Source organism: Williamsia herbipolensis (assembly GCF_000964005.1).
In the GTDB taxonomy this organism is placed as follows: Bacteria; Actinomycetota; Actinomycetes; order Mycobacteriales; family Mycobacteriaceae; genus Williamsia_A; species Williamsia_A herbipolensis.
Genome location: NZ_JXYP01000014.1, coordinates 179479 through 203583, shown reverse-complemented (window position 1 = coordinate 203583; position 24105 = coordinate 179479). Strand labels below are relative to the sequence as shown.

Sequence of the window (24105 nt, the reverse complement as noted above, 5' to 3'; positions counted from 1 at the left end):
CAACACCTCGAGCCTCAACACCTCATGGGAGTCGCGGGGAAGGTGTGCGCAGGGAAGGTGCGAACACTCACGACCGTTCGAACAGGTTTTCGATTCCGATCGTAGGTGCGGGGTCCGACAACCGTCAATCGGCAGTGCGCCGATCGGGTACGACCTCTCAGACGGCCGCGCCGGACCGTTCCCGATGCGCGGCCAGCGCGCCGGCGATGTCGTCGGCCATGAGGCTCGCGTGCACGCCCATCGCGACGTTGACCCCAGCCGCGGCCGAGGCGATCACCGTCGCGCGGGCGTCGGCGACGTTGCCCGCGGCGAAGACGCCGGGAACGGTGGTCGCGCCCATCGGATTGACGTCGATCACCGTGGCCATCAGATGGTCGCCGAAGCGGACCTCCGACACCGCGAGACCGAGCGACTCCACCACCGCACCGAACACGCGACCCGTGGTCGCGACGACCGCAGCGTCGCAGCCGATCACCTCACCCGACGCCAGTCGCACCCCGACCAGCCGGTCGTCGACCACCACCACCTCCGCCACGGCCCCGTCGACGACGCCGATGCCGCGGGCCGTGAGCTGCTCGAGGGTCTCCGCGTCGAACTCGGGCGCGGTGTTGCGGGCGATCGTCACGTTCTCGCTCAACTGACGGAACATCTGCGCCTGATGCGCCGACGTCGACCCGGTCGCGATGATGACGATGGCCTGATCACGCACCTCCCACCCGTGACAGAACGGGCAGTGCAGGACGTCGCGCCCCCACCGCTCGCGCAGGCCCGGGATGTCGGGCAGATCGTCGGTGACGCCGGCGGCGATCACGATCCGCCGAGCGCGCACCGTGCGTCCGCCGTCGAGGACCACCGTGAAGTCCCCGATGCCGCCGTCGACGCGCACCGCGGTCCCGCTGACGACCACACCGCCGTAGTGCTCCACCTCGGCACGGCCGAGCGACCCCAACTCGGCGGGTGAGATCCCCTCGCGGGTGAGGACGTTGTGCGCCCCGGCGGCGGTGGCGTTGCGCGGCGACCCCGCGTCGATCACCACCACCGATCGACGTGACCGACTCGCGGTCACCCCCGTCGCCAAACCTGCCGCGCCGCCTCCGATCACGGCCACGTCCATCATCTCGTCCATCACGTTCTCCTCCGGTCATCGGTCGTGAGAACCACACTGCAACCCCACCGCAGATGCTGGCAAACATTCTTGCCGATATGGCAAAATGGGCCCATGGCCGACCCACTCACCGACACCGACTCCGTGCTCGCCGCCGTCGGACCGCGGCTGCGCACGCTCCGCACCCGCCGCGAGGCCACCCTCACCGAGGTCTCCGACGCGACCGGCATCTCGGTCAGCACCCTCTCGCGACTGGAATCCGGCCAGCGCAAGCCGACGCTCGAGCAACTGCTCCCCCTCGCTCGCGAGTACCGCGTCGCCCTCGACGATCTGGTGGGTGCACCCGAGACCGGGGATCCGCGGATCACGCTGCGGCCCATCGACCGACACGGCCGGACCTACCTCCCGCTGACCCGTCGCGCCGGCGGACTGCAGGCATACAAGGTGGTGATCCCGACCGCAAGCCCCGGCGACCGCGTGACCACCGGATCGCACGAGGGCTACGAGTGGCTCTATGTGCTCGACGGCCGTGTACGCCTCGTCCTCGGCGACCGCGACCTCGAACTCGCTCCCGGTGAGGCCGCCGAGTTCGACACCCACCTGCCGCACTGGATCGGTACCACCGATCGGGGCCCGGCCGAGGTGCTGATGCTGTTCGGCAAGCAGGGCGAGCGCGCGCACGTGCGCACCGATGACTGACTCCCCCGGCGATACGTACAGTCGTGGCGTGACCGAATCGGACATCACAGTCTCGAACCCACGGCTGCCCGACCTGATCCCCACCGAGATGTTCCCCGACGGTGTGGGACACGCCGACATGCGGCAGCTGCGAGATGACTTCGCGCGCTTCATGATGGAGTACAAGTTCGGCATCGACACCGTGCACACGAAGATCGCCATCCTGCGCGACGAGCTCACCCACCTGCACGACTACAACCCGATCGAGAACCTGTCGTCGCGACTGAAGTCACCCGACAGCATCCTTGACAAGATCGGTCGCAAGAAGTGCCCGCCGACCTTCGACGGCATCCGCGCGGCCATCACCGACATCGCCGGGGTCCGCGTCACCACCTCGTTCGTGTCCGATGTCTACCGCGTGCTCGACATGTTGACCCGCCAGGACGACGTGACGGTGATCGAGATCCGCGACTACATCGCCCGTCCCAAACCCAACGGCTACCGCAGCCTTCATGCGCTGCTGGCGATCCCGGTCAACATGAGCGACCGGGTGGTCACCGTGACCGTGGAACTCCAGATCCGCACCATTGCCATGGATTTCTGGGCCAGCCTCGAGCACAAGATCTATTACAAGTACGACACGGTGGTGCCCGCCGGTCTGCTCGACGAACTGGCCGAGGCGGCCGAGACCGCACACCGACTCGACGCCACGATGGAACACCTGCACGAGGAGATCCGCGGCTCCGACACCCGCTCCCCCGACGGGGACGTGGTGCCCACCGACGACGTGCTCCACCGCTGGGTGGCCGCGCGCAGCCGATTCGACAACACCCCGTAGACCGGCGCCTGTCACGTTCTCGGTCCGACCGGTGTCTGAAGGGGGTGACGACGCCGACAAGTGTCGCCACCGACCCGGCGAGAGGAAGACCATGACCGACCATCACGTGATCGTCATCGGGGCCGGCTATGCGGGATGCATGGCCGCCAACCGACTGCAGGCGACCGGTGCCGCGCGGGTGACCCTGATCGATCCGCATCCGCGGTTCGTCGAACGCATCCGGCTCCACCAGCTCGCCGCGGGCACCGGCGCCGCGACCCTCGACTTCGCGACCCTGCTGCATCCGGAGATCACCCGTGTCCAGGCCGCCGTCACGCGGATCGACGGACCCGCCCGCCGCGTCGTCCTCGATGGCAATGGCGATGGCGAACGATCACTGACCTACGACGCGATGATCTACGCCGTCGGCAGCGGGACCGGCTCGTCGTCGGTTCCCGGCGTCGCGGAGTTCGCGGACCGGTTGGGTGACGCCGACGAGGCGCAGCGGCTCGCCGACCGACTGGCCGGCGCACCCCGCGACGCCGCGATCGTGGTGGTCGGCGGCGGCCTGACCGGTGTGGAGGTGGCCGCCGAGATGGCACAGGTCCGACCGCACGGGTCGGTGACGCTGGTGGCCGGTGGCGGTCTGGTGCCCACGGCCGGGGCGAGCGGGGCACGATCGGTCGCGCGGCGCCTGCGACGTCTCGGGGTCGACGTCATCGACGGCACCACGGCGAGCGAGGTCTCCGACAGCAAGGTCACTCTCGCCGACGGTCGCACGCTGGCCGCCGACATCACCGTCTGGACAACGGGATTCGGTGTTCCCCCACTCGCCCGCGACAGCGGGTTGGCAACCGACGACTCCGGTCGACTGCGTGTCGACGACCACCTGGTGAGCGTGTCCGATCCGCGGATCGTCGGGGCCGGGGACGCCGTGGTGGTCGACGGCATCGACCTGCGGATGAGCTGCCAGGCGGCGTTGCCGCTGGGGGCGCAGGCCGCGGGCACGGTGACCGCGCTGCTCGACGGCACGCCACCCCGCCGCGTCGACCAGGGCTTCGCGGCGCAGTGCATCGGTCTGGGCCGCGACGGCGGCACCGTCGTGCTCACCGATCGATCCGACCGACCTCGGCGAGTGCACATCGGTGGGCGCGCCGGTGGGCTCGTGAAGGAACAGGTGTGCCGTATGACGGTGCGGTGGATCGCCGGCGAGGGCCGCAAGGGCGGCTCGTACTCCTGGACACGCGGACCCCGGCGGTGACCGGTCCGGTCCGGGATCACGCGCAGGTCTTCACCGCGCTGCGACCGCTGCTGTTCACGATCGCCTACGAGATCACCGGTTCGACCACCGACGCCGACGACGTCCTGCAGGAGAGTTACCTGCGGTGGGCCGACGTCGATCTCGACACGGTCGACGCCGACCGCTCGTATCTCGCGGCGATCGTCACGCGCCAGTCGTTGAACGCACTGCGTTCGGCATCCCGTCGACGCGAGGACTACGTCGGGCCGTGGCTTCCGGAGCCGCTGCGTCTCGACGACAGTGACCCCGAGGCCGATGTCGTGCTGAGCGAGTCGGTGTCGATGGCGATGATGGTCGTCCTCGAGACCCTCGGTCCCGACGAGCGGGCGGTGTTCGTGCTGCGGGAGGTCTTCGGGTTCTCCCACGCCGAGATCGCCGCCGCCGTGGGACGTTCGGTCGCCGCGGTCCGTCAGATGTCGCATCGTGCACGGTCGCACGTGCAGTCGCGCCGGCGACGGTTCGACGCCGACGGTGATGTCGCCGAGGTCACCACCGCCTTCCTCACCGCGGCGATGACCGGGGACGTCCAGGGGCTGATGGACATGTTGGCGCCCGATGCGGTGTTGATCTCCGACGGTGGCGGCAAGGTCAACGCGGCCCGTCGACCGATCCACGGCGCCGATGCCGTCAGCCGCTTCCTCGTCGGCATCGCCCGGCGGGGGATCCCGGAACCCGGTTTCGAACCCGCGCGCTACAACGGGTCACCCGCGGTGATCATCACCTCCGCCGGCGCCGTCGACTCGGTGTTCGTCCTCGAGAGCAGGGGTACGACCATCTCCGGGGTGTACGTCGTCCGCAACCCCGACAAACTCGCCGAGGTCACCGCCTCCCACGTGATCGCCCGCTGAGGACCGACGCCGCGGGTCGGTTGAGGTGTACATCCGCACGAGCACACAGTTCGTCCACTAACCTCGATTCCCGTGACCGCTCCACGTACACCCCGCGAGATCCGGGGCCCCGGCTCGCTCGTCGCCGGCCGGTACCGACTGCGGTCGAAGCTGGGTGGCGGCGGCATGGGTGCGGTGTGGCTGGCGCGTGATCAGCTGCTCGACCGCGAGGTGGCCGTCAAGCAGGTGGTGTCGACCGAGGGGCTCACCGAGGAGTCCGCGGACGACGTGCGTACCCGCGCCCTGCGGGAGGGACGGATGGCGGCGCGTCTGGCCCACCGCAACGCGATCGCCATGCACGACATCGCCGTCGACGGCGGCGAGCCCTGGCTGGTGATGGAGTACCTCCCCTCGCGCAGCGTCGCGCAGATCCTGCACACCACCGGCACGTTGTCGATGCGCCACGCGGCGCAGATCGGCGCCCAGGTCGCGTCGGCGATGGCGACCGCGCACCGCGAAGGCATCGTCCACCGCGACATCAAGCCCGGCAACATCCTGATCGCCAACACCGGCCGCGACGCCGGGACGGTGAAGATCTCCGACTTCGGCATCTCCCGCGCCAAGGACGAGGCGGCCGGACCCGACACCGGCGTGATCACCGGTACCCCGGCCTATTTCGCGCCCGAGGTGGCCCGCGGGGCGGAGCCCACCGAGGCCTCCGATGTGTACTCGCTGGGTGCGACAGTCTTCACCATGGTGGAGGGCGAACCGCCGTTCGGTGTCGACGAGGACTCCCTGAAACTGCTGCACCGCGTCGCGCGCGGAGAGATCAATCCGCCTGTGCGCGCCGGTGATCTGACGCCGGCACTGCTGGCGATGCTCGAGCCGAGCCCGGGCAACCGACCGACGATGGCCCGGGCTCGCGATCTGCTCGCCGCCGTGGCGGCCGGACCGGGCGGCAACCCGGCGGCGGTGCTCGCCTCTCCACTGCCGCGCACCGACAGCGCCATCCCGATCTGGGGTCTCGGAGGACGTTCGACGACACGGGGTTCACGAAGCGCGCCCCGCACCGAGACGGGACTGCCCGCGGCGCGCGTACACCCGACGACGTCGCATGCACCGTCATCGACGGGTCCGCGTCCGACCGGTCAGCCCACCGGTGCACCGATCCGTCCCCGCAGTGAGATCACCGGCGCGACCGTCTCCCCCGCACCACCGGCGGCCACACCTCCTCCGGTGACGCCACCGCCGCCGGTGGCACCCCCGACACCGGTCGCATCCCAGCCGCCGGTCGCACCCCGACCACCGGTGGCGCCCTCGCCGCCGACTCCCGAACCGGTCAGCCCGATCTCACCCGCCCTGATCGGCGTGGCCGTGGTGGTTCTCCTCGTGGTGTTGCTCGTCATCGTCGTCGTCGCCTTCTGATCGATGCGTCGCGTGACCCCGTCGCGCAGCTCGATCACCTCGTCGGCCATCGCCGCGAGGCGACGGTCGTGGGTGATGACGAGGGTGGCCCGCCCGGCCGCCTGTCGCCGGATCGGAGCGATGACCCTGTGCACCGACTCGGCGTCGAGGCCGGTCGTCGGCTCGTCGAGGACGAGGACCGGTGTGTCGCGGATGAGGGCGCGAGCCATGGCGATCCGCTGACGTTGACCACCGGACAACGACAAACCGCCGTCGGTCACCACCGTCTGATAGGCCTGCGGCATGGCTGAGATGAACCGGTGGGCGTCGGCCGCGCGCGCGGCGTCGGCGATCTGCTCGGGGGTCGCATCCGGTCGCCCGAAAGCGATGTTGTCGGCGATGGTGCCACTGCGGATCACGACCTGCTGCGGTAGCAGCGTGATGGCCTCGCGGACCGATTGCGCTGTGGCGCTAGTGATGTCGTTCCCGTCGACTCGGATCGTCCCGCGGTGGGGGCGTTCGAGGCGCGTGATCAGCGCCGCCAGAGTGGATTTCCCGGATCCGCTGGCCCCGACGAGCGCGACGATCGCTCCGGGACGCACCGACAGCGTCGCATCGGTGAGCAGCGGCCGATCGAAGCCGAAGGCGACGCCCGACAGCTCCAGGCGCGGACGGACGGTGGGCAGCGCATGGGCGGTGGGTTCGTCGACGGTCGACGCCGGCATGTCCAGGATCTCGGCGACGCGGTCGGCACTGACCACCGACGAGGCGATCGCGAGGCGGATCTCGGCGATCTCCTGGACCTTCGGATAGAGGTACCCGAGGTAACCGGTGAGAGCGACGAGACCACCGAGACTCAGTGCGCCCGCACGGATCTGCCAGGCACCGACGACGGCGACGGCCAACATCGTGAGCACCTGGCCGACGTTCATGACGGCACCGAAGCCCGCCTCCACGCGGGTCTGCGACATCCGGGCCGCCAGCCACGACCGACCGTGACGGGACAGGACGTGCTGCTCGCGGTCCTGCTGGTTGTACGCCACGGTCGTCTCGAGGCCGGCGAGGCTCTCGTGGACCGCGACACCGATGTCGGCGGTCGCGACCCGTTCGGCGCGCGTGGCCGCGGTCTGGGACCGACCGAACAGCGCCGACGACGCCGCCAGGACAACGATGGCCGCCACGGCGACGGTCGACACCTGCCAGCTCATGACGATCGCGACCACCAGCAGGCCCACGACATGGGCGAGCCCGATCGCGAGTTGCAACAGCCCCGACGCGGTCATGTGTTCGACGGCCTCGATGTCGCCGGTGTGGCGGGCGACGAGATCACCGATCCCGATGCGGCGATGCGTGCGGGGACTCAGCCGTTGCACGTGCGCATAGAGCTTCGTGCGCAGTGCCAGCACGAAGCGTTCCGATGTACCCACCGCGGTGAGCAGACCGAGGTAGCCGGCTGCGGCGGCGACAGCGGTGACGATCAACCAGATGACGGCCGACTCGACGAAGTCGGCGGTGGACTCCGCGCTCAGCGCGGAGTCGATCAGGTCGGAGAGGAAGAACACCGCGGCGATCTCGCACGCGGCGGCCACCGACAGGAGGAGTGCGGCCAGTCCGATCGTGGCGCGATCGGGACGCAACAGGGGCCCGAAGCGGCGTAGGGCGGCGGTGAAGGTCATGGGGTTCTCCGGTTGTCGAGGTGACGGCTGTGATCCGGGCGCACAACAGCTCTGGGGCCCGCGATGATCGCGGGCCCCAGAGAACGGTGTGACACCGGCGTGGCGAGGGACCGGGTCAGCGCCAGATCCAGGTCCACCGACGGGTGCGCGGATCCCACGTGCGCTGACGACGCTTCGGGGCGGTGCGGTTGGGGGTGGGGTTCTGCTGTGCGAATGCCATGTCGGACTCCTTCTCTCGTGTCGGCATCTCTTGCCGACACCCGTGAAGGTAGGAACCGAATCTGTGTGGTCACCGCGACGATTGCTGTGGGGTCGCTACGTGCCTGCCGTCACACCACGTCTGTTCCGTGTCAACGGATGTGGCGGTTCGCCGCCCATCGCGTCAGTGCGTTGCGGTTGGACTGCTGGGTCTTGCGCAACACGTTGGAGGCGTGGGTCTCCACCGTCTTGACCGAGATGAAGAGGTCCTCGGCGATCTCGCGATAGGTGTAGCCGCGGGCCAGCAGGCGCAGCACCTCGAGTTCCCGCGGGGTGAGGGAGTCCAGCTCGGGGTCGAGGTGCGGTTCGGGCATCGGTGAGCGTCCGGTGAACGAGTCGAGGACGAACCCGGCCAGGCGAGGGCTGAACACCGCGTCACCGTCGGCGACCCGGCGCACGGCGTCGGCGAGTTCGGTGCCGGCGATGGTCTTCGTGACGTACCCGCGGGCACCGGCGCGGATGGTGGCGATGACGTCCTCGGCGGCGTCGGACACGCTGAGCGCCAGGAACACCGGCGGTTGCGCGATACGCGAATCGGCGACACCGCGGACGACGGCGACGCCGCCCCCGTCGGGCATGTGGACGTCGAGGAGCACGACATCCGGTGTGGCCTCGACGATCCCGGCCACCGCGTCGGCCACCGTCCCCGCCTCCCCCACGATGCTGATGCCGCTCGCCGTCGCGAGTTCGGCGCGCACCCCGGAGCGGAACACGGCGTGGTCGTCGACCAGGAACACCCGGCACGTCGTGGTGACATCGGTCATCGGTTCTCCCCGCTCTCGGCGGGCACGGTGTGCACGCCGTCGGTCGCGTTCTCGGATGCGTGATGCTCACGCGGCATCGACAAGACGATCTCGGTGCCGCGGCCGATCGCGGTCTTCACGACCACCGAGCCCCCGTGGCGTTCGACGCGCCCGCGGATCGACTTCGCCAGACCCTGTCGGTCGTGGGGCACCGCGTCGGGATCGAAACCCCGCCCGCGGTCGCGCACGAAGGCCTCGACGCCGTCTGCGGTGACCTCGGCGAACACATCGACCTTGTGCTCACCGGAGTGCTTGGCCGCGTTGATCAATGCCTCGCGTATGGCTGCGACGAGCGCGGCCCACCGCTTGGTGTCGGGCACGTCGGACCGCGGCGATCCGTGCGGCCACGTGAGGTCGCCGACGGTCACCACGTCGACCTCGATGCCGTACGCGTCCTCGACGTCGCCGGCCATCAGCTTCACCGCCGCGGCGAGTGAACTGCCCGCCCGGTCGGTCTCGCCGAACAACCATCGCCGCAACTCGCGTTCCTGTCCGCGCGCGAGTCGGGTGACCTCCTCGGGGCGATGGGCCTGCTTCTGGATCAACGCGAGTGTCTGCAGCACCGAATCGTGGAGGTGGGTGGCGATCTCGTCGCGCTCGGCGGCGCGGATCCGCGCGGCGCGTTCGGCGTTCACGGTGCGCAGCATCCGCATCCACAGCGGGACGGTCAGCAGCACCACGCCGAGCAGGGTCGCGACCACGGCGAGCAGGGTGGTCCCGAGACCGCCGAACGATCGGTCGGTGGCGAGGACCGCGACGACGAGTCCACCGATCACCAGGACGCCTCCGCCGGCGACGCGGGTCCAGGTCATCACCCGGCTGCGGGTACCGCCGTGGCCGGTGTCGAACTCGCGCCACACGAGGCTCGCGCCGACCGCGACCACCACCAGCGGCACCAGGTACTCCGCCGGCGTCCCCGATGCCGCGAAGCCGACGACCACCACCGCGGCGAGACCGACGAGCGCCAGACCGTAGGCCTGGGCACGTTCGCCGCGCGGCGGTGGTCGCGTGTCGGTACCCGGTGGGCAGAAGAACCACAGCAGGCCGTACGCGCACACCCCGGCGCCGGCGAGGGCGCTGAGCACCACGAACACGATCCGCACGACCACCACGTCGACGCCGAGATGGTCGGCGACACCGCCGGCGACGCCACCGATGATCCGGCCGCCGTCGCGACGCAGGACACGGCCGGGCACCCCCGCGCGCACCGCGGCGTCGTGCGCGCGCCCCTCGTCCTGCCCGTTCACGCCTAGATGGTGACACGCACACCCCGCACCGCACATCAGGGACGACCCTGACCGGGCGCGCGGAATCGGCGCACCGATTCAGGGTGAACACCGATGGTGCGCGGCCCGTCGGCGCACCAGGATGGTCGGCATGGACACGGAGACACCGAACCGGAACCCGGGCACGCCGAATCCCGGCGCGATCAATTCCGAGACGCTGCACCGGATGTGGGACACGCGGCCCGTCCGCACCGGCGGCGACCGCACCGTCGCCGGTGTGTGCGGCGGTGTCGCACAGCGATACCGCATCGATCCGACGCTCGTGAAGGTCGCGTTCGTCGTCGCCACGTTGTTCGGCGGCAGCGGCATCGTGCTCTACATCGCCGCATGGGTCACCTTCCCTTCCGACGGCGTCTCCGACGGCGTGTCGCGACGCGATCAGCGCGACCGGTTCCGGGCCGCGCGTGGTCGTCGCGGGCGCCGGCGGCACGTTCACGGACACGACGGGCGGGGGCCGCACCTGTCGCCGCCGGTCGTGGTGCTGGTGATCCTCGTCGTCGCCGTCACCTCGTTCGGCCCGAACGTGGCCTGGGGATCGGGTGGCCTCCTCGGAGCAGCGCTGATGCTCCTCGCGTGGTGGCTGCTGTATCAACGGTGCCCCGATCCCGTGGCCGGCACCTCCGCCGACACCGTCGGCGCGGCCACCCTGGCGGCCACCGAGACCTTCACCCGCTGGACTCCCCGCGCCTGGACCGACCCGTCAGCTGCCGGCACCACGGCCTCCGGACCCGTCGACCTGACGAAGGAGCGCTCGGCAACCGCCGACACGGACTCCGACACCGGGCCGACGACCGAGATGCCGAGCACACCACCGGCGTGGGATCCCCTGGGTGTCGCCCCGTTCGCCTGGGATCTGCCCGAACCCTCCGATCCCGCCCCGACCTATCCGCCCGCCACACGGAGGCCACGCTCGGCTCTCACCCCGATCACCCTGGGTGTCGCCCTACTGGTCGCGGCCGCAGCGACGACCGCGGCATTCGCCGGCGTCTCCGCCCTCACACCGGTCCGCATCATGGCCTTGTCGCTGGCCGTCGTGTGTGTCGGTCTGCTCGTCGGGGTGGTGTCGCGGCGCGGTTCGGGCCTCGTCGGGCTCGCGGTGATCCTCGCGGTCGGCGTCGTCGGCGGGTCACTGCTGGCGGGTAGCGATCTGCTGCCCGGAGGCGGCGTGGGACAACGTGAATGGCGACCGCTGACCGAGGCCGACATCGCCGCGCAATACGACCACTCGGTGGGGCAGGCGACACTCGACCTACGATCGGTGACGCTCACCGCCGACCGGTCGGTGCGGGTACGCGGCGGCGTCGGCGAGATCCGGGTCATCGCTCCGAAGGGGATGAACCTCGACACCCGGTGCAGGGTGATCGTGGGTGACCAGACGTGCCCGAGCGGTGACGACGGTACCGCGGGTCCGGTTCTGCGCGTGGACATCTCGAACGTCCTCGGACAGGTGACGGTGGATCGTGGATGACGAACGGGGCCTGCGGCCCGCCCAGGCACTCGTCGGGGTCGCCGGTCTGGCGATCGCCCTCTGGGGACTCGCCGGATCACCGGAGGTCGCCGACACCGCTGTCCTGCGATGGGCCGCGGTCGGGGTGGCCGTGATCCTCGGGGTCGCGCTGATCGTCGCCGGTGGCGTCAGTCGCCGCAAACCCTGACCCCACCCCAGTTGGGCACGCAAATACCGCAGTTGGGCACGTAGATACCGCAGTTGGGCACCACACTGCACGGGGGCTGCACTACCCGCCCAACCGACGGCATTACGTGCCCAACCGACGGCATTACGTGCCCAACCGGCGTCGTTACGTGCCCAACTGGGGGGCTATTCCCACTCGATCGTGCCCGGGGGCTTGCTGGTGACGTCGAGGACCACGCGGTTGACCTCGGCGACCTCGTTGGTGATGCGGGTCGAGATGAGCTCGAGGGTCTCGTAGGGAACGCGGGTCCAGTCGGCGGTCATGGCGTCCTCGCTCGACACCGGCCGCAGGACGATCGGGTGTCCGTAGGTCCGCCCGTCACCCTGCACCCCGACACTGCGGACGTCGGCGAGCAGCACCACGGGGCACTGCCAGATGGTGTCGTCGAGTCCGGCCGCGGTGAGTTCCTCACGGGCGATCAGGTCGGCGGCGCGCAGGATGTCGAGCCGTTGCGCGGTGACCTCACCGACGATGCGGATCGCCAGGCCGGGACCCGGGAACGGTTGGCGCGCAACGATCTCCTCGGGCAGACCCAGCTCGCGACCGACCGCCCGCACCTCGTCCTTGAACAGCAGGCGCAGGGGTTCGACGAGGGCGAACTCGAGATCCTCGGGCAGTCCGCCGACGTTGTGGTGGCTCTTGATGTTCGCGGTGCCGCTGCCCCCGCCGGACTCGACGACGTCGGGATACAACGTCCCCTGCACCAGGAAATCGACACTCGAGTCGGCATCGCCGATCACGTCGGAGACCGCACCCTCGAACGACCGGATAAACTCGCGACCGATGATCTTGCGTTTGGTCTCGGGATCGCTGTGCCCGGCGAGCTCACGGAGGAAGGTCTCCTCGGCGTCGACGGTGATCAGGCGGGCCCCGGTCGCGGCGACGAAGTCCTTCTGGACCTGTTCGCGCTCGCCGGCACGCAGCAGACCGTGGTCGACGAAGACGCACGTGAGCCGATCCCCGATCGCCTTCTGCACCAGCGCCGCGGCGACCGCGGAGTCGACGCCGCCCGACAGACCGCACAGCGCGAGACCGGTCTCGCCGACCTGGGCGCGCACCTGCTCGACGAGGGCGTCGGCGATGTTGGCCGCCGTCCAGCTCGGTTCGAGCCCGGCGACCTCGTAGAGGAAGCGCGTGAGCACCTGCTGGCCGTGTGGGGTGTGCATGACCTCCGGGTGGTACTGCACTCCGGCCATCCGGCGTTCCAGGTTCTCGAACGCCGCGACCGGCGCACCCGGGGTCGACGCGGTGACGGTGAACCCGGCGGGGGGCTCCTGCACGGCGTCGTTGTGGCTCATCCACACCGGCTGGCTCTCGGGCAGACCGGAGTGCAGGACCGACTCCCCCGTCAGCGACAGGGTGGTGCGGCCGAACTCGCGGCCGCCGGTGTTGGCCACCACCCCGCCGAGCTCGTTGGCCATGGCCTGGTAGCCGTAGCAGATGCCGAACACGGGGATGTCGAGGTCGAGGACGGCGGGGTCGAGACCCGGTGCGTCCTCGGCGTAGACCGACGCCGGGCCGCCCGAGAGGACCAGCGCCACCGGGTTTTTGGCCTTGATCTCCTCGATGGAGGCCGAGTGGGCGATCACCTCGGAGTAGACACGCGCCTCGCGGACCCGCCGTGCGATGAGCTGCGCGTACTGCGCGCCGAAATCGACGACGAGGACGGGGCGGGGGGCGGCCGATTCGGCAGGCGACGAAGCGGCCGGGCTCGACTGTTCGGGTGCGGTCACGCCGCTCAGTCTAGGCGCTGACCCCGTCGCGGCTGACCTGCGCGGTGGGCAGCAGGGCGTCATCGGATCGCGGCGCCGTGCCACCCGAGGTGATCGCCACGATCGGCAGACGCAGGGCACCCGGTGCACTGTCGGGGACCACCGGCGCCTGCGGGGCGACGGCCTCGAGGCGACGGTACGGCTGAGCCTGCGACGGCCGCGTGTCGGCCTCGTTCTTGTTGGGCCAGAACGACATCGCACGTTCGGCCTGCGCGCTGATCGACAGCGACGGGTTCACGCCGAGGTTCGCGCTGATCGACGCACCGTCGGTGATGTGGAGCGTCGGGTAGTTCCACACCCGGTGGTACGGGTCGATCACGCCGTTCGACGGCGAGTCCGAGATGACGCACCCGCCGAGGTAGTGCGCGGTCATCGGCATGTTGAACACGTCGCCCCAGGTCCCGCCGGCCAGTCCCTCGAGCTTCGCCGCGACGCGCTGTGCCGCCTCGTTGCCCTTGGGGATCCACGTCGGGTTGGGTTCGCCGTGGCCCTGGCGGCTGTTGACGAACCGGAACGGCCCGAACCGCTGGACGAACGTCGACAGCGAGTTGTTCTTGTTCTGCATCACCAGCAGGATCACCGTGCGCTGCGACCAGTTGCGCACGTTGATGAGCTGCAGCAACGCGAACGGGTTTTTGCGTACCTCGTCGAGGAACTTGAGGAAGCGGTTCCGTCCGGGCTCACCGTCGGTGAGCATCGTCTGCAGCAGCCCCATCGCGTTGGAGCCCTTGCCGTATCGGCACGGCTCGATGTGGGTGTCCGACGCCGGGTGGATCGACGAGGTGATGGCGACGCCCTCGGAGAAGTCGTCGGTCGGGTCGACCTTGCTGCGCATGGCCCCCAGGATCGATTCGGAGTTGGTGCGGGTCAGCTGACCGAGGGCGTCGGACAGGGCGGGCAGCGACCCGTCGTCCTTGGCGAGGTGGAGCAGTTTCTGGGTGTTGTACGTGCCCGCGGCCACGATCACCTGGCCGGCGGTCAGCGTGCGCCGACGCGCGCCGAGACGGGTCCAGGTGCCGGTACGCTCGGTGTCGACCGACCACGAACCGTCGGCGTGCGGGTGCAACCCGGTGACGGTGGTGCGGTCGAGGATCTGCGCGCCGTTCCGCTCGGCGAGACCCAGGTAGTTCTTCAGCAGGGTGTTCTTGGCGCCCACCCGGCAGCCGGTCATGCACGACCCGCACTCGGTGCAGGCGGTGCGTTCCGGTCCGGCGCCCCCGAAGTAGGGGTCGGGCACCGTCTGCCCGGGCTTGCCCTCGCCACCGGTCTTCTCGCCGAAGAACACACCGACCGGGGTGGGGCCGAAGGTGTCGGCGACACCCATCTCCTCGGCGAGTTCCTTCATGACACGGTCGGAATTGGTGAAGGTGGGGTTGGTGACCACGCCGAGCATGCGACGCGCCTGGTCGTAGTGCGATTCGAGCTCGTCGTCCCAGTCGGTGATGTGTCCCCACTGCGGATCGGTGAAGAACGGCGTCGGGGGCTTGTAGAGGGTGTTGGCGTAGTTCAGCGAACCGCCGCCCACGCCGGCGCCCGCGAGCACCATCACGTCGCGCAGCATGTGGATCCGCTGGATCCCGAACAGCCCTAGCTTGGGCGCCCACACGAACTTGTTGAGACGCCAGCTGGTCTTGGCGAAATCCGGGTCCTCGAACCGACGGCCGGCCTCGATGACACCGACGCGATAGCCCTTCTCGACCAGCCGTAACGCGCTCACGCTGCCGCCGAAACCCGATCCGATGATCAGGACGTCGTAGTCGTGCGTACCGGGAGTGGGCATCGGGTCACCTCGCGACAGATCGTGTGATCGCGTCACCGGAGACGGACTGAACCGCTATGACGCAGACCTCATCGTACAACACCCATTGTCGGATTCGACGAACTGTCCACGTTCCCGCACAGCCCTCGTCACACCGGTCAGGAGTGCGCGGTGAGCCCGACCTTCTGGAACTCCTTCAGATCGGAGTAGCCCGCCTTCGCCATCGACCGGCGCAGACCTCCGACGACGTTGAGCTGCCCGAACGGCTCCGAGGACGGACCGTGCAGCACCACATCGAGGCCGGGACGGTCGTCGCCGAGGGCCACCTGCAGCAGGGCGCCGCGGGGAAGCGAGGGGTGAGCGGCCGCTGCGGTCCAGAACCAGCCCTGGCCCGGCGCCTGCGCGGCGGCGGCGAGCGGGGTACCCAGCATCGCGGCGTCGGCGCCACACGCGATCGCCTTGGCGAGGTGACCCGAGGTGTGGATGTCGCCGTCGGCGATCACGTGCACGTAGCGGCCACCGGTCTCGTCGAGGTACTCGCGGCGCGCGGCCGCGGCGTCGGCGATCGCCGTCGCCATCGGCACACCGATCCCCAGCACCTCACCGGTGGTGGTCGACCCCTCGGCCGAGCCGTATCCGACGATCACGCCCGCCGCGCCGGTCCGCATCAGGTGCAGCGCGGTGCGGTGGTCGTGGACGCCGCCGGCGACCACCGGGATGTCGAGCTCGCTGATGAAAGTCTTGAGGTTCAGCGGTTCACGGCCGTCGTGCGAGACGTGCTCGGCGGAGATGATCGTGCCGTGGATGACCAGCAGGTCGACCCCGGCGGCGACGAGTGTCGGCGTGATCTCCTGCGCGTGCTGCGGGCTGACGCGCACCGCGGTCGTCACCCCGGCCTCGCGGACGCGGGCGACGTTCTCCCCCAGCAGTCCCGTGTCGAGCGGGGCGGCGTGGAGTTCCTGCAGGCGTCGGATGGCCGCCGACGGATCGACCTCCTCGATCGCGATCGCGATCACCTCGGCGATCTTCGCCTCGACGTCGCGGTGTCGCGCCCACAGTCCCTCACCGTTGAGGACGCCGAGCGCCCCCTGTCGACCGAGTTCGATCGCCGACTCCGGTGAGACCAACGCGTCGGTCGGGTGGGTCAGGATCGGGGTGTCGAAGCGGTAGGCGTCGAGCTGCCACGCCGTTGACACCTCACTCGACGAGCGGGTCCGCCGCGACGGGACGATGTTGATGTCGTCGAGTTCGAAGGTCTGCCGGGCCGTTCTGCCCATGCCGATGTCCACCAGGTCACGCACCGGTGCACCTTTCCGTTGTGAGCCGCGCCCCCGCCGGTGCCGCCGAGAACCGGCGACACCCTGTGGTCAGGGCGATCAGCGCGAATAGTAGTTCGGTGCCTCGACCGTCATGGTGATGTCGTGCGGGTGGCTCTCCTTGAGCCCGGCCGCGGTGATCTGCACGAAGCGGGCCTCCTGCAGATGCTCGATGGTCGCCGAACCGGTGTAGCCCATCGCCGCGCGCAGCCCACCGCGGAGCTGGTGGATGACCTGGGTGAGCGGACCGCGGAACGGCACCCGACCCTCGATGCCCTCGGGGACCAGCTTCTCCTCGGCGAGCACGTCGTCCTGGAAGTAGCGGTCCTTGGAGAACGACTTCTTCTCGCCGCGGCCTTGCATCGCGCCGAGCGATCCCATGCCGCGGTAGCTCTTGAACTGCTTGCCGTTCACCAGGATCAGTTCACCGGGCGCCTCGGCGGTGCCCGCGAGGAGCGAGCCGAGCATCACCGTCGACGCACCGGCGGCCAGCGCCTTGGCGATGTCGCCGGAGAACTGCAGGCCGCCGTCGGCGATCACCGGGACCCCGGCGCGCTTGCACACCGCGACCGCCTCCATCACCGCGGTGATCTGCGGCGCCCCGACGCCGGCGACCACACGGGTGGTGCAGATGGATCCGGGCCCGACGCCGACCTTCACCGCGTCGGCGCCCGCGTCGACGAGTGCCTGGGCGGCCTCGCGCGTCGCGACGTTGCCGCCGACGATCTGCACACGGTCGCCGACCTCGGCCTTGAGCTTGGCCACCATCTCGAGGACGAGACGGTTGTGGGCGTGGGCGGTGTCGACGATGATCACGTCCGCGCCGGCGTCGGTGAGCGCCATCGCCCGGGCCCACTGCTGATCACCGGTGCCGATGGCGGCGCCGACGAGCAGGCGACCGTCGGAGTCCTTCGTGGCGTCGGGGTGCTGCTCGGTCTTCACGAAGTCCTTCACCGTGATCAGACCGGTGAGCTTGCCGTTGCCGTCGACGATGGGCAGCTTCTCGAGCTTGTTCCGCCGCAGCAGACCCAACGCGGCCTCGGCCGACACGCCCTCCTGGGCGGTGATCAGCGGCGCCTTGGTCATGACCTCCGAGACCGGGCGGTTCTGGTCGACCTCGAAGCGCATGTCGCGGTTGGTGATGATGCCCAGCAGGTTGTCGTCGGCGTCGGTGACCGGCAGCCCGGAGATACGGAACCGCGCACACATCGCGTCGACCTCGGCGAGGGTGTTCGTGGGGCTGCACGTGACCGGGTCGGTGACCATGCCGGCCTCGGACCGCTTGACGGTCTCGACCTGACCCGCCTGGTCGTCGATGGACAGGTTGCGGTGCAACACGCCCATGCCGCCGGCGCGCGCCATGGCGATCGCCATCCGCGACTCGGTGACGGTGTCCATGGCCGAGCTCACCAGCGGCACCTTGAGTCGGATCTCGCGGGTCACCTGCGAGGAGGTGTCGACCTCGCTGGGGATCACGTCCGACGCCGCCGGCAACAGCAGCACGTCGTCGAAGGTGAGACCCATCATCGCGACCTTGCCGGGGTCGTCGCCGCCGGTGCGCACGGCCGGTGTGCTGGGCGTGGTGTCGAGGGAGGCCTGGTGGTCGGTGGGTGGGGTCATCGTCAGATCAACCTCTCGATGGTGTCGTCGGATTCCGGGGTCAACCGTCCGCGCCGATCTCGACGGGCGTGGGTGGCGATCGCGCGACGTCCTCGGGATGGACGACGCTGCCGTGGGGTGCCGACGTGTCGTCCCATCGTATAAGCCCCGAGAAGACCGGGGTGACGAGGATCCGTCGGTGGCATTTGCGATCAGCGGGAGTACTGAGGTGGCGCCCGACGCGTGTCGCTGACTACGGTGGCCGTGTGCGCGACCACCTGCCGCCGGGGCTGCCCCCGGATCCCTTCGCCGATGATCCGAGCGACCCCTGCGCGGCCCTGGATTCGGTGGAACCGGCGCAGCCGCTCGACGCCGAGGAACGCCTCGCGGTCGAGGAGGATCTCGCCGATCTCGCGGTGTACGAGGCCCTCTTGGCCCGACGCGGTGTCCGGGGTCTCGTCGTCGTCTGCGACGACTGTCAGCTCGACCACTACCACGACTGGGACATGCTGCGCGCGAACCTGTTGCAGCTGTTGGTCGAGGGCACCGTCCGCCCGCACGAGCCCGCTGTCGACCCGGCGCCCGAGGCGTACGTGACGTGGGACTACTGCCGTGGTTACGCCGACGCGGTCATGCACACCGACGAGGACTGAGCTCGAGGTTTTCTCGTTCCCACCGTGCCGAACGCTGCTGGGACTAGCCTGCCGGCGTCGTGGTCGTCGTCGTGGTGTCCGACGGCGCCGCACTGGACGGGATCGGGGTCGTCGTGGTCGGCGCGGTCGACTTCGGGGGCATCGGACGCAGCAACAGCGTGCGCGGGTCCGGGACGTTCGACGGGATCTCGATCGAGGGAAGCGTGACGTCCGGCGGCAGCTGGATCGGCGGGATCCCGGAGATCGACGGCAGATTCGTGATGGACGTCAGCGGGTTGTTCGGGATCGGTCCGACCTGCTGGGCCAGACGCTGCGTCCAGTCCTGCATCCGCTGACGCGAGTCGTCGCCGGACATGCCGCCGACCTTTTTCTGCGCCTCCACCAACAGTTCCGCGGCGCGGCGCTTGTCGCCCGTCGACAGGGCCTGTTCGGCCTGTTCGAGGTTCGACTGCGCATCGGCCGAGGCCACGGTCGCGCTGGCCGCGGAACCGAACATCGCCTGCTTCACACCCCACAGCGGATCGCCGGGGTTGGAGTTCTGGGCCAGCACCGTGACCGCACCGAACGCCACCAGCGCGACCGAGGCCGCACCGGCGACGACCCGCAGGCGACGCATGGCCGTCCTGCGCGAGTCCATTCGGCCGCCACGGGCGATCTCCGCCTCGATCTCGTCGATCGTCGGCCCCGAGGGCATCGGGACGGCGTCGATCTCGTACCGCCAGCCCGCGAGGAGCGAGGCGAGCTGCTGATCGGACGCGTCGGTACCGAAGCCGCCGGGCATCTGGTTGCGGGCCAGCGCGTCGAGGAGGCGATCGTCGGCGCGGACGGCCTCCATGTCGACCGTCGCCGCGTCGACTCCGTCGGGTGCGTCTCCGCCGTGTGCGTTCACTGTTTCCCACCGACCAGAGCGGTCACGTCCGGACGGACCTCGACCGAAGGGCGACGTGCGATCGTCGTCGTTCATCGTCCCTCACCTGCTCTCGTCATCTCGTTCTTCAACTTGTTCAGGGCCCGGTGCTGTGCGACGCGCACCGCGCCGGGCGTGCTCCCGACCGCATCGGCGGTCTCCTCGGCCGACAGCCCCACCACCAGGCGCAACACGAGGATCTCGCGCTGCTTCTCCGGCAGCCTGCTCAGCAGGCGATCCATCCGCCTGCTCGCATCGGCGTTCAGAGCGGCCTGTTCGGGGCCGTCGTCGACGTCCATCGTCTCGGGGATGGTCTCGAACGGATCGGACTTGATCCGCGCGGCACCACGATGCGCGTCCGCCACCTTGTGTGCGGCGATGCCGTACACGAAGGCCATGAACGGCCGCCCCTGGTCGGTATACCTGGGCAGCGCGGTCATAACGGCCATACAGACCTCCTGCGCCACATCGTCGGCGGACAGCGTGTGCCGCTCGCCTGCCCCCACCCTCGCCCGGCAATACCGCACGACGAGGGGTCGAACACTCTCGAGTACATCGGAGAGAGCAGACCGACTACCCCGCCCTGCGGCGGCGACAGCGCGATCCAACTCGTCACCTGTGAGAATCATCGTCGAGTGAGGTCCCTGCGTTACATGCGTCGGAGTTCGGGTGGGCGGGGCGGTTCGGGGCGTCGGACCGGCGTGCGGCGGAGGAGAGTCGGCGGGGTGGGCCGTCGTGCGGCGCCAACTCGGTAGTCAGCTTAGCGAGCGGTCGCGGGTCACATCGGTGTCCTGGCATCCCACTGGACACCTCTGCACCTACCGAGCCGGCTGCAGGTGACCGCCGCGTGCGTTCACCGCCCGACGTGCCCGCGCCTCCTGCTCGTCCGCCCAGCGTGAAGTGGGCTGGTCCAGGTGCGGCGACAGACCCACGAGCAGCGCCGCCGCAGCCCATCGCAACGGGTCGAGCCCCAGACAATCGGCCCCCCGGACGCAGTCGGCGGCCAGATCGATCGCGCCGCCGATGTCGCCGCACGTCGCGCGCGTCGCCGCCTCGATGAGGTCGGTCTTGAGCACGTGCCGCACCGACGGGCACCCCTGCGCCGCGGCGATGGCGGTGTCCGCGCTGCGCCGGGCGCCCACGGGATCGCCGCGATACAGACACAGTTCGGTCCGCACCCAGGCTGCACGCAGCGCGAGTCGGCCGCCGTGCACCCATGTCCACAGATGCGCGTCGCCCTCGGACTCAGCCCGTCCGATCCCGTCGCGATCCGCCGACCCCGACACGGCGCGATCCAGGAGACGCTCCGCGACATCGAAGGCGGCGAGTCCGAGATGATCGGCGGCCAGCCCCACGAGGGCGTCCGCGGTCGCCGAGGTCGCCGTGGGTGACGGGGGCGCCGCCACCGCGAGCGCCAGGGCGTCCCCGTCGAGGCGACGCGCGTCGGCATGCCGGCCGCACTGGCGCAGATGCGACGCCTGCGTCGAGGCGACGAGGGACAGCAGCGCCGACGAGTGCGGCCCGGCGGCCGTCGCTGCGCGCGACCGCTGCAGTTCTGTTAGTGCGCGTGCGTAGTGACCGCTCGCGCCCAGAGCCACCGCGCGCAGCCATCTGTCGTGGCCGGTCACGCCGTCGTCGACCCCGGACGAGGCATCGACGACGGCGTCGGGACGGGCCCCGAAAGCGATGTCGATCACAGCTGTGGGCCTCCTTCAGGGCATCCGAGCCCCGATTTAGCGAAAAGTTAACCTGCTCGTGACCGACCGATTTCGGCCCGGGTGTCACCCCGAGGTCACCCGCGGATGTCCGCGACGTTAACCACTCGGACCCGATCGGACACCGACGGACATCCGGCCGCGTGTCGACACGATCGTCACGCACGGCGCGAAGTGCCCTGTGGCGTGGCGATTCACCTCTGTTCACGGCCCGCCGCGACGTCCGATGTGGCCTTCGATCAGACCGGGCACCGACGCAACATCTGCTTAACATCTGGTTCCCACCAAGGGTTTTGCTCAGCCGTGCGGGGTTGTTGACTGGTTTTCCGACCGTCGCCTACGTTGAGCGAGTCGGGCGGGGACAACGTCGTACTCGACTCCGGAGAACTGCTTCACCCAACCAGTTCACGCCGAAATCGGCACGTACAAGGAGCTCCACATTGCCTCAGCCAAACCACCTTCCCGGACCGAACGCCGACATCTGGGACTGGCAGATGAAGGGCCTGTGCCGCGGTGTCGACTCGTCGATGTTCTTCCATCCCGACGGTGAGCGCGGCCGGGCACGGGCACACCGCGAACGCCGCGCCAAGGAACTGTGCCACCAGTGCCCCGTGATCGCCCAGTGCCGCGAGCACGCGCTCGCCGTCGCCGAGCCCTACGGGATCTGGGGCGGCCTCTCCGAGAGCGAGCGCAGCATCCTCATGAAGCGCGGCGTCGGTCGCCGCATGGCGGGCTGATCGCGCCGCACACGATGTCCACGACGAAGGGCACCCGGGTTCTCCCGGGTGCCCTTCGTGTTCGCTCTGTCTCAGCCGATCATGTCGGACCGCTCAGTGGCTGTGTCCGTGACCGTGGCCGGCGTGCTCGTCGGAGCCGGCCTGCTTCTCGATGATGGCGCTCTCGGTGGTGAGCACCATGCGTGCCACCGATGCGGCGTTGACGATCGCCGACCGGGTCACCTTGACCGGGTCGACGATGCCCTCGGCCAGCAGATCGCCGTAGGTGAGGGTCGCGGCGTTGAAGCCGTGGCCCTTCTCGGCGGCGGCGACGGTGGCGGTGACCACCGAGCCGTCGACGCCGGCGTTGGTGGCGATCCAGTGCAGCGGGGCCCGCACGGCGGTACGGACCACCGAGACACCGAGGGCCTCGTCACCCGACAGGGTCGCCTGGAGATCGTCGAGGGCCGCCGAGGCCTGGACGATGGCCGAGCCACCGCCGGGGATGATGCCCTCCTCGACCGCGGCCTTGGCCGCGGCGACCGCATCCTCCACGCGGTGCTTGCGCTCCTTGAGCGCGGTCTCGGTGGCCGCACCGACGCGGATCACCGCGACGCCGCCGGAGAGCTTCGCCAGACGCTCGGAGAGCTTCTCGCGGTCCCAGTCCGAATCGCTCGCCTCGATCTCGCGTCGCAGCTGCGCCGACCGGTCGGCGATGGCCTGGCTGGTGCCCGCGCCGTCGACGATGGTCGTCGAGTCCTTGGTGACGACCACGCGGCGCACCGAGCCGAGCAGGTCCAGACCCGCCTCGGCCAGCGACAGCCCGATGTCGGAGCTGATCACGGTGCCGTCGGTGACGACCGCGAGATCCTCGAGAAAGGCCTTGCGACGGTCGCCGAAGAACGGCGCCTTGACCGCGACGGCGTGAATGGTCTTGCGGATCGAGTTCACGACCAGCGTCGACAGCGGCTCGCCCTCGATGTCCTCGGCGATGATCAGCAGCGGCTTGCCGGCCTCGGCGACCTTCTCCAGCAGCGGGAGGAAGTCGGGCAGCGAGGTGATCTTGTCGCGGAAGAGCAGCACGCGGGCGTCCTCCAGGACGGCCTCCTGGCTGTCGACGTCGGTGACGAAGTACGGCGAGAGGTAGCCCTTGTCGAACTGCACGCCCTCGGTGACCTCGAGGTCGGTGACCAGCCCCGAGCTCTCCTCGACGGTGACGACGCCGTCGACGCCGACCTCGGTCATGGCCTTGCCGACCATCTCGCCGATCTCGGGGTCACGCGAGGAGACCGTGGCGACCTGGCCGATGGCGGTGGCGCCCTCGACCGGGGTGGCCGCGGCGAGCAGTGCCTCGGAGATCGCGTCGGCGGCCTTCGAGATGCCCGAGCCGAGCTCGATGGGGTTGGCGCCGGCGGTGACGTTGCGCAGTCCGGCCTTGATGATGGCCTGTGCGAGCACGGTGGCCGTGGTGGTCCCGTCGCCGGCGACGTCGTTGGTCTTCGTGGCGACCGACTTCACCAGCTGCGCGCCGAGGTCCTCGAAGGGGTCGGAGAGGTCGATCTCGCGGGCGATGGTCACGCCGTCGTTGGTGACGGTGGGTCCACCGAAGGCCTTGGCGAGCACCACGTGGCGGCCGCGGGGCCCCAACGTGACCTTGACCGTGTCGGCGAGCTTGTCGACGCCGCGCTCGAGGGAGCGACGCGCCGCGTCACTGAATTCGATGTCTTTTGCCATGTGTGGCTGCACTCCTGAGAGGTGGTGGGTGGTGCGGGTGCTTCGGTGATGCGAGGTCGGGCGGGCGAACAGACGAGCCCGCCCCG

Annotated in this window: 20 protein-coding genes and 1 pseudogene; 9 read left to right on the top strand and 12 right to left on the bottom strand. The window is 69.8% G+C overall.

The features are described 5' to 3' along the window. Nucleotides 1-157: 157 nt before the first annotated feature. The gene (locus TU34_RS06865) at nucleotides 158-1126 is read right to left on the bottom strand and encodes an NAD(P)/FAD-dependent oxidoreductase (RefSeq protein ID WP_045822094.1); all 969 of its coding nucleotides are present in this window, start codon (nucleotides 1124-1126) and stop codon (nucleotides 158-160) included. 93 nt (nucleotides 1127-1219) lie between these two features. Between TU34_RS06865 and TU34_RS06860 the strand changes: the two genes are divergently transcribed. The 5 genes from TU34_RS06860 to TU34_RS22955 all read left to right on the top strand — a co-directional run bounded on the left by TU34_RS06860 (nucleotide 1220) and on the right by TU34_RS22955 (nucleotide 6152). Beyond that, nucleotides 1220-1804 carry a helix-turn-helix domain-containing protein gene (locus TU34_RS06860; protein ID WP_045822093.1) on the top strand — a complete coding sequence of 195 codons (585 nt, stop codon included), beginning with the start codon at nucleotides 1220-1222 and terminating at the stop codon, nucleotides 1802-1804. Between the two features lie 88 nt (nucleotides 1805-1892). Next, nucleotides 1893-2621 carry a GTP pyrophosphokinase gene (locus TU34_RS06855; protein ID WP_082079999.1) on the top strand — a complete coding sequence of 243 codons (729 nt, stop codon included), beginning with the start codon at nucleotides 1893-1895 and terminating at the stop codon, nucleotides 2619-2621. Nucleotides 2622-2712: 91 nt separating this feature from the next. Then, entirely contained in the window at nucleotides 2713-3861 is a 1149-nt protein-coding gene (locus TU34_RS06850) for an NAD(P)/FAD-dependent oxidoreductase (protein WP_045822092.1), read from the top strand. Further along, nucleotides 3858-4748, top strand: a complete 891-nt coding sequence (locus TU34_RS06845; RefSeq protein WP_045822091.1) for an RNA polymerase sigma-70 factor — start codon at nucleotides 3858-3860, stop codon at nucleotides 4746-4748. Before TU34_RS06850 ends, TU34_RS06845 begins: the two co-directional genes overlap by 4 nt. 165 nt (nucleotides 4749-4913) lie before the next feature. Next, nucleotides 4914-6152, top strand: coding sequence for a serine/threonine-protein kinase (locus tag TU34_RS22955; RefSeq protein ID WP_238981213.1), 1239 nt, complete (start codon nucleotides 4914-4916; stop codon nucleotides 6150-6152). A gap of 164 nt (nucleotides 6153-6316) precedes the next feature. On the opposite strand, the pseudogene TU34_RS06830 reads toward TU34_RS22955, so the two are convergent. The 3 genes and pseudogenes from TU34_RS06830 to TU34_RS06820 all read right to left on the bottom strand — a co-directional run. Beyond that, a pseudogene (locus TU34_RS06830) lies at nucleotides 6317-7807 on the bottom strand (ABC transporter ATP-binding protein); the annotation flags it as partial. A gap of 350 nt (nucleotides 7808-8157) precedes the next feature. Further along, on the bottom strand, nucleotides 8158-8829 hold the full coding sequence (locus tag TU34_RS06825; protein ID WP_045822088.1) for a response regulator: 672 nt from the start codon (nucleotides 8827-8829) through the stop codon (nucleotides 8158-8160). Next, complete coding sequence (locus tag TU34_RS06820) at nucleotides 8826-10115, bottom strand: ATP-binding protein (RefSeq protein ID WP_238981197.1); 1290 nt, start codon at nucleotides 10113-10115, stop codon at nucleotides 8826-8828. Before TU34_RS06820 ends, TU34_RS06825 begins: the two co-directional genes overlap by 4 nt. Nucleotides 10116-10245: 130 nt before the next feature. Here TU34_RS06820 and TU34_RS06815 point away from each other — a divergent pair, with 130 nt between their 5' ends. Next, on the top strand, nucleotides 10246-11622 hold the full coding sequence (locus TU34_RS06815) for a PspC domain-containing protein (RefSeq protein WP_082079996.1): 1377 nt from the start codon (nucleotides 10246-10248) through the stop codon (nucleotides 11620-11622). Next, nucleotides 11615-11809 (top strand): hypothetical protein, encoded by a 195-nt coding sequence (locus TU34_RS06810; RefSeq protein ID WP_238981196.1) that lies wholly within the window; start codon nucleotides 11615-11617, stop codon nucleotides 11807-11809. The genes TU34_RS06815 and TU34_RS06810 overlap by 8 nt, the downstream gene beginning before the upstream one ends. A 164-nt stretch (nucleotides 11810-11973) precedes the next feature. Here the strand turns inward: TU34_RS06810 and guaA are convergent, their stop codons facing one another. The 4 genes from guaA to guaB form a co-directional block, all read right to left on the bottom strand. Continuing rightward, nucleotides 11974-13581, bottom strand: coding sequence for a glutamine-hydrolyzing GMP synthase (gene guaA / locus TU34_RS06805; RefSeq protein ID WP_045822086.1), 1608 nt, complete (start codon nucleotides 13579-13581; stop codon nucleotides 11974-11976). A gap of 10 nt (nucleotides 13582-13591) precedes the next feature. Beyond that, nucleotides 13592-15400, bottom strand: a complete 1809-nt coding sequence (locus TU34_RS06800) for a GMC family oxidoreductase (RefSeq protein WP_045822252.1) — start codon at nucleotides 15398-15400, stop codon at nucleotides 13592-13594. 137 nt (nucleotides 15401-15537) lie between these two features. Further along, nucleotides 15538-16680 carry a GuaB3 family IMP dehydrogenase-related protein gene (locus tag TU34_RS06795; RefSeq protein ID WP_045822085.1) on the bottom strand — a complete coding sequence of 381 codons (1143 nt, stop codon included), beginning with the start codon at nucleotides 16678-16680 and terminating at the stop codon, nucleotides 15538-15540. A 75-nt stretch (nucleotides 16681-16755) separates the two neighbouring features. Next, on the bottom strand, nucleotides 16756-18315 hold the full coding sequence (gene guaB / locus TU34_RS06790; protein WP_045822084.1) for an IMP dehydrogenase: 1560 nt from the start codon (nucleotides 18313-18315) through the stop codon (nucleotides 16756-16758). Nucleotides 18316-18560: 245 nt separating this feature from the next. Between guaB and TU34_RS06785 the strand changes: the two genes are divergently transcribed. Continuing rightward, a complete protein-coding gene (locus TU34_RS06785) occupies nucleotides 18561-18947 on the top strand; it encodes a DUF5319 domain-containing protein (RefSeq protein ID WP_045822083.1) in 387 nt (128 codons plus the stop codon). Between the two features lie 43 nt (nucleotides 18948-18990). Here TU34_RS06785 and TU34_RS06780 read toward each other — a convergent pair whose 3' ends face one another. From TU34_RS06780 to TU34_RS06770, 3 genes are all read right to left on the bottom strand, one after another. Next, complete coding sequence (locus tag TU34_RS06780; protein WP_160298511.1) at nucleotides 18991-19836, bottom strand: anti-sigma-D factor RsdA; 846 nt, start codon at nucleotides 19834-19836, stop codon at nucleotides 18991-18993. A gap of 71 nt (nucleotides 19837-19907) precedes the next feature. Then, nucleotides 19908-20483, bottom strand: coding sequence for a sigma-70 family RNA polymerase sigma factor (locus tag TU34_RS06775; RefSeq protein WP_045822082.1), 576 nt, complete (start codon nucleotides 20481-20483; stop codon nucleotides 19908-19910). A 189-nt stretch (nucleotides 20484-20672) separates the two neighbouring features. Further along, on the bottom strand, nucleotides 20673-21551 hold the full coding sequence (locus TU34_RS06770; protein ID WP_052688785.1) for a hypothetical protein: 879 nt from the start codon (nucleotides 21549-21551) through the stop codon (nucleotides 20673-20675). A gap of 458 nt (nucleotides 21552-22009) precedes the next feature. Here TU34_RS06770 and TU34_RS06765 point away from each other — a divergent pair, with 458 nt between their 5' ends. Further along, nucleotides 22010-22306, top strand: a complete 297-nt coding sequence (locus tag TU34_RS06765) for a WhiB family transcriptional regulator (RefSeq protein ID WP_045822081.1) — start codon at nucleotides 22010-22012, stop codon at nucleotides 22304-22306. Between the two features lie 93 nt (nucleotides 22307-22399). Here the strand turns inward: TU34_RS06765 and groL are convergent, their stop codons facing one another. Continuing rightward, nucleotides 22400-24019 carry a chaperonin GroEL gene (gene groL / locus TU34_RS06760; RefSeq protein WP_045822249.1) on the bottom strand — a complete coding sequence of 540 codons (1620 nt, stop codon included), beginning with the start codon at nucleotides 24017-24019 and terminating at the stop codon, nucleotides 22400-22402. Nucleotides 24020-24105: the final 86 nt, after the last annotated feature.

What these genes read in the sequence shown, in the direction of transcription:
- TU34_RS06775 (WP_045822082.1), bottom strand. Translation starts at nt 20,483, where the DNA reads ATGATTCTCACAGGTGACGAGTTGGATCGCGCTGTCGCCGCCGCAGGG.
- TU34_RS06860 (WP_045822093.1), top strand. Translation starts at nt 1,220, where the DNA reads ATGGCCGACCCACTCACCGACACCGACTCCGTGCTCGCCGCCGTCGGA.
- TU34_RS06815 (WP_082079996.1), top strand. Translation starts at nt 10,246, where the DNA reads ATGGACACGGAGACACCGAACCGGAACCCGGGCACGCCGAATCCCGGC.
- TU34_RS06855 (WP_082079999.1), top strand. Translation starts at nt 1,893, where the DNA reads ATGTTCCCCGACGGTGTGGGACACGCCGACATGCGGCAGCTGCGAGAT.
- groL (WP_045822249.1), bottom strand. Translation starts at nt 24,019, where the DNA reads ATGGCAAAAGACATCGAATTCAGTGACGCGGCGCGTCGCTCCCTCGAG.
- TU34_RS06825 (WP_045822088.1), bottom strand. Translation starts at nt 8,829, where the DNA reads ATGACCGATGTCACCACGACGTGCCGGGTGTTCCTGGTCGACGACCAC.
- TU34_RS06800 (WP_045822252.1), bottom strand. Translation starts at nt 15,400, where the DNA reads ATGCCCACTCCCGGTACGCACGACTACGACGTCCTGATCATCGGATCG.
- guaB (WP_045822084.1), bottom strand. Translation starts at nt 18,315, where the DNA reads ATGACCCCACCCACCGACCACCAGGCCTCCCTCGACACCACGCCCAGC.
- TU34_RS22955 (WP_238981213.1), top strand. Translation starts at nt 4,914, where the DNA reads ATGGGTGCGGTGTGGCTGGCGCGTGATCAGCTGCTCGACCGCGAGGTG.
- TU34_RS06850 (WP_045822092.1), top strand. Translation starts at nt 2,713, where the DNA reads ATGACCGACCATCACGTGATCGTCATCGGGGCCGGCTATGCGGGATGC.
- TU34_RS06865 (WP_045822094.1), bottom strand. Translation starts at nt 1,126, where the DNA reads ATGGACGAGATGATGGACGTGGCCGTGATCGGAGGCGGCGCGGCAGGT.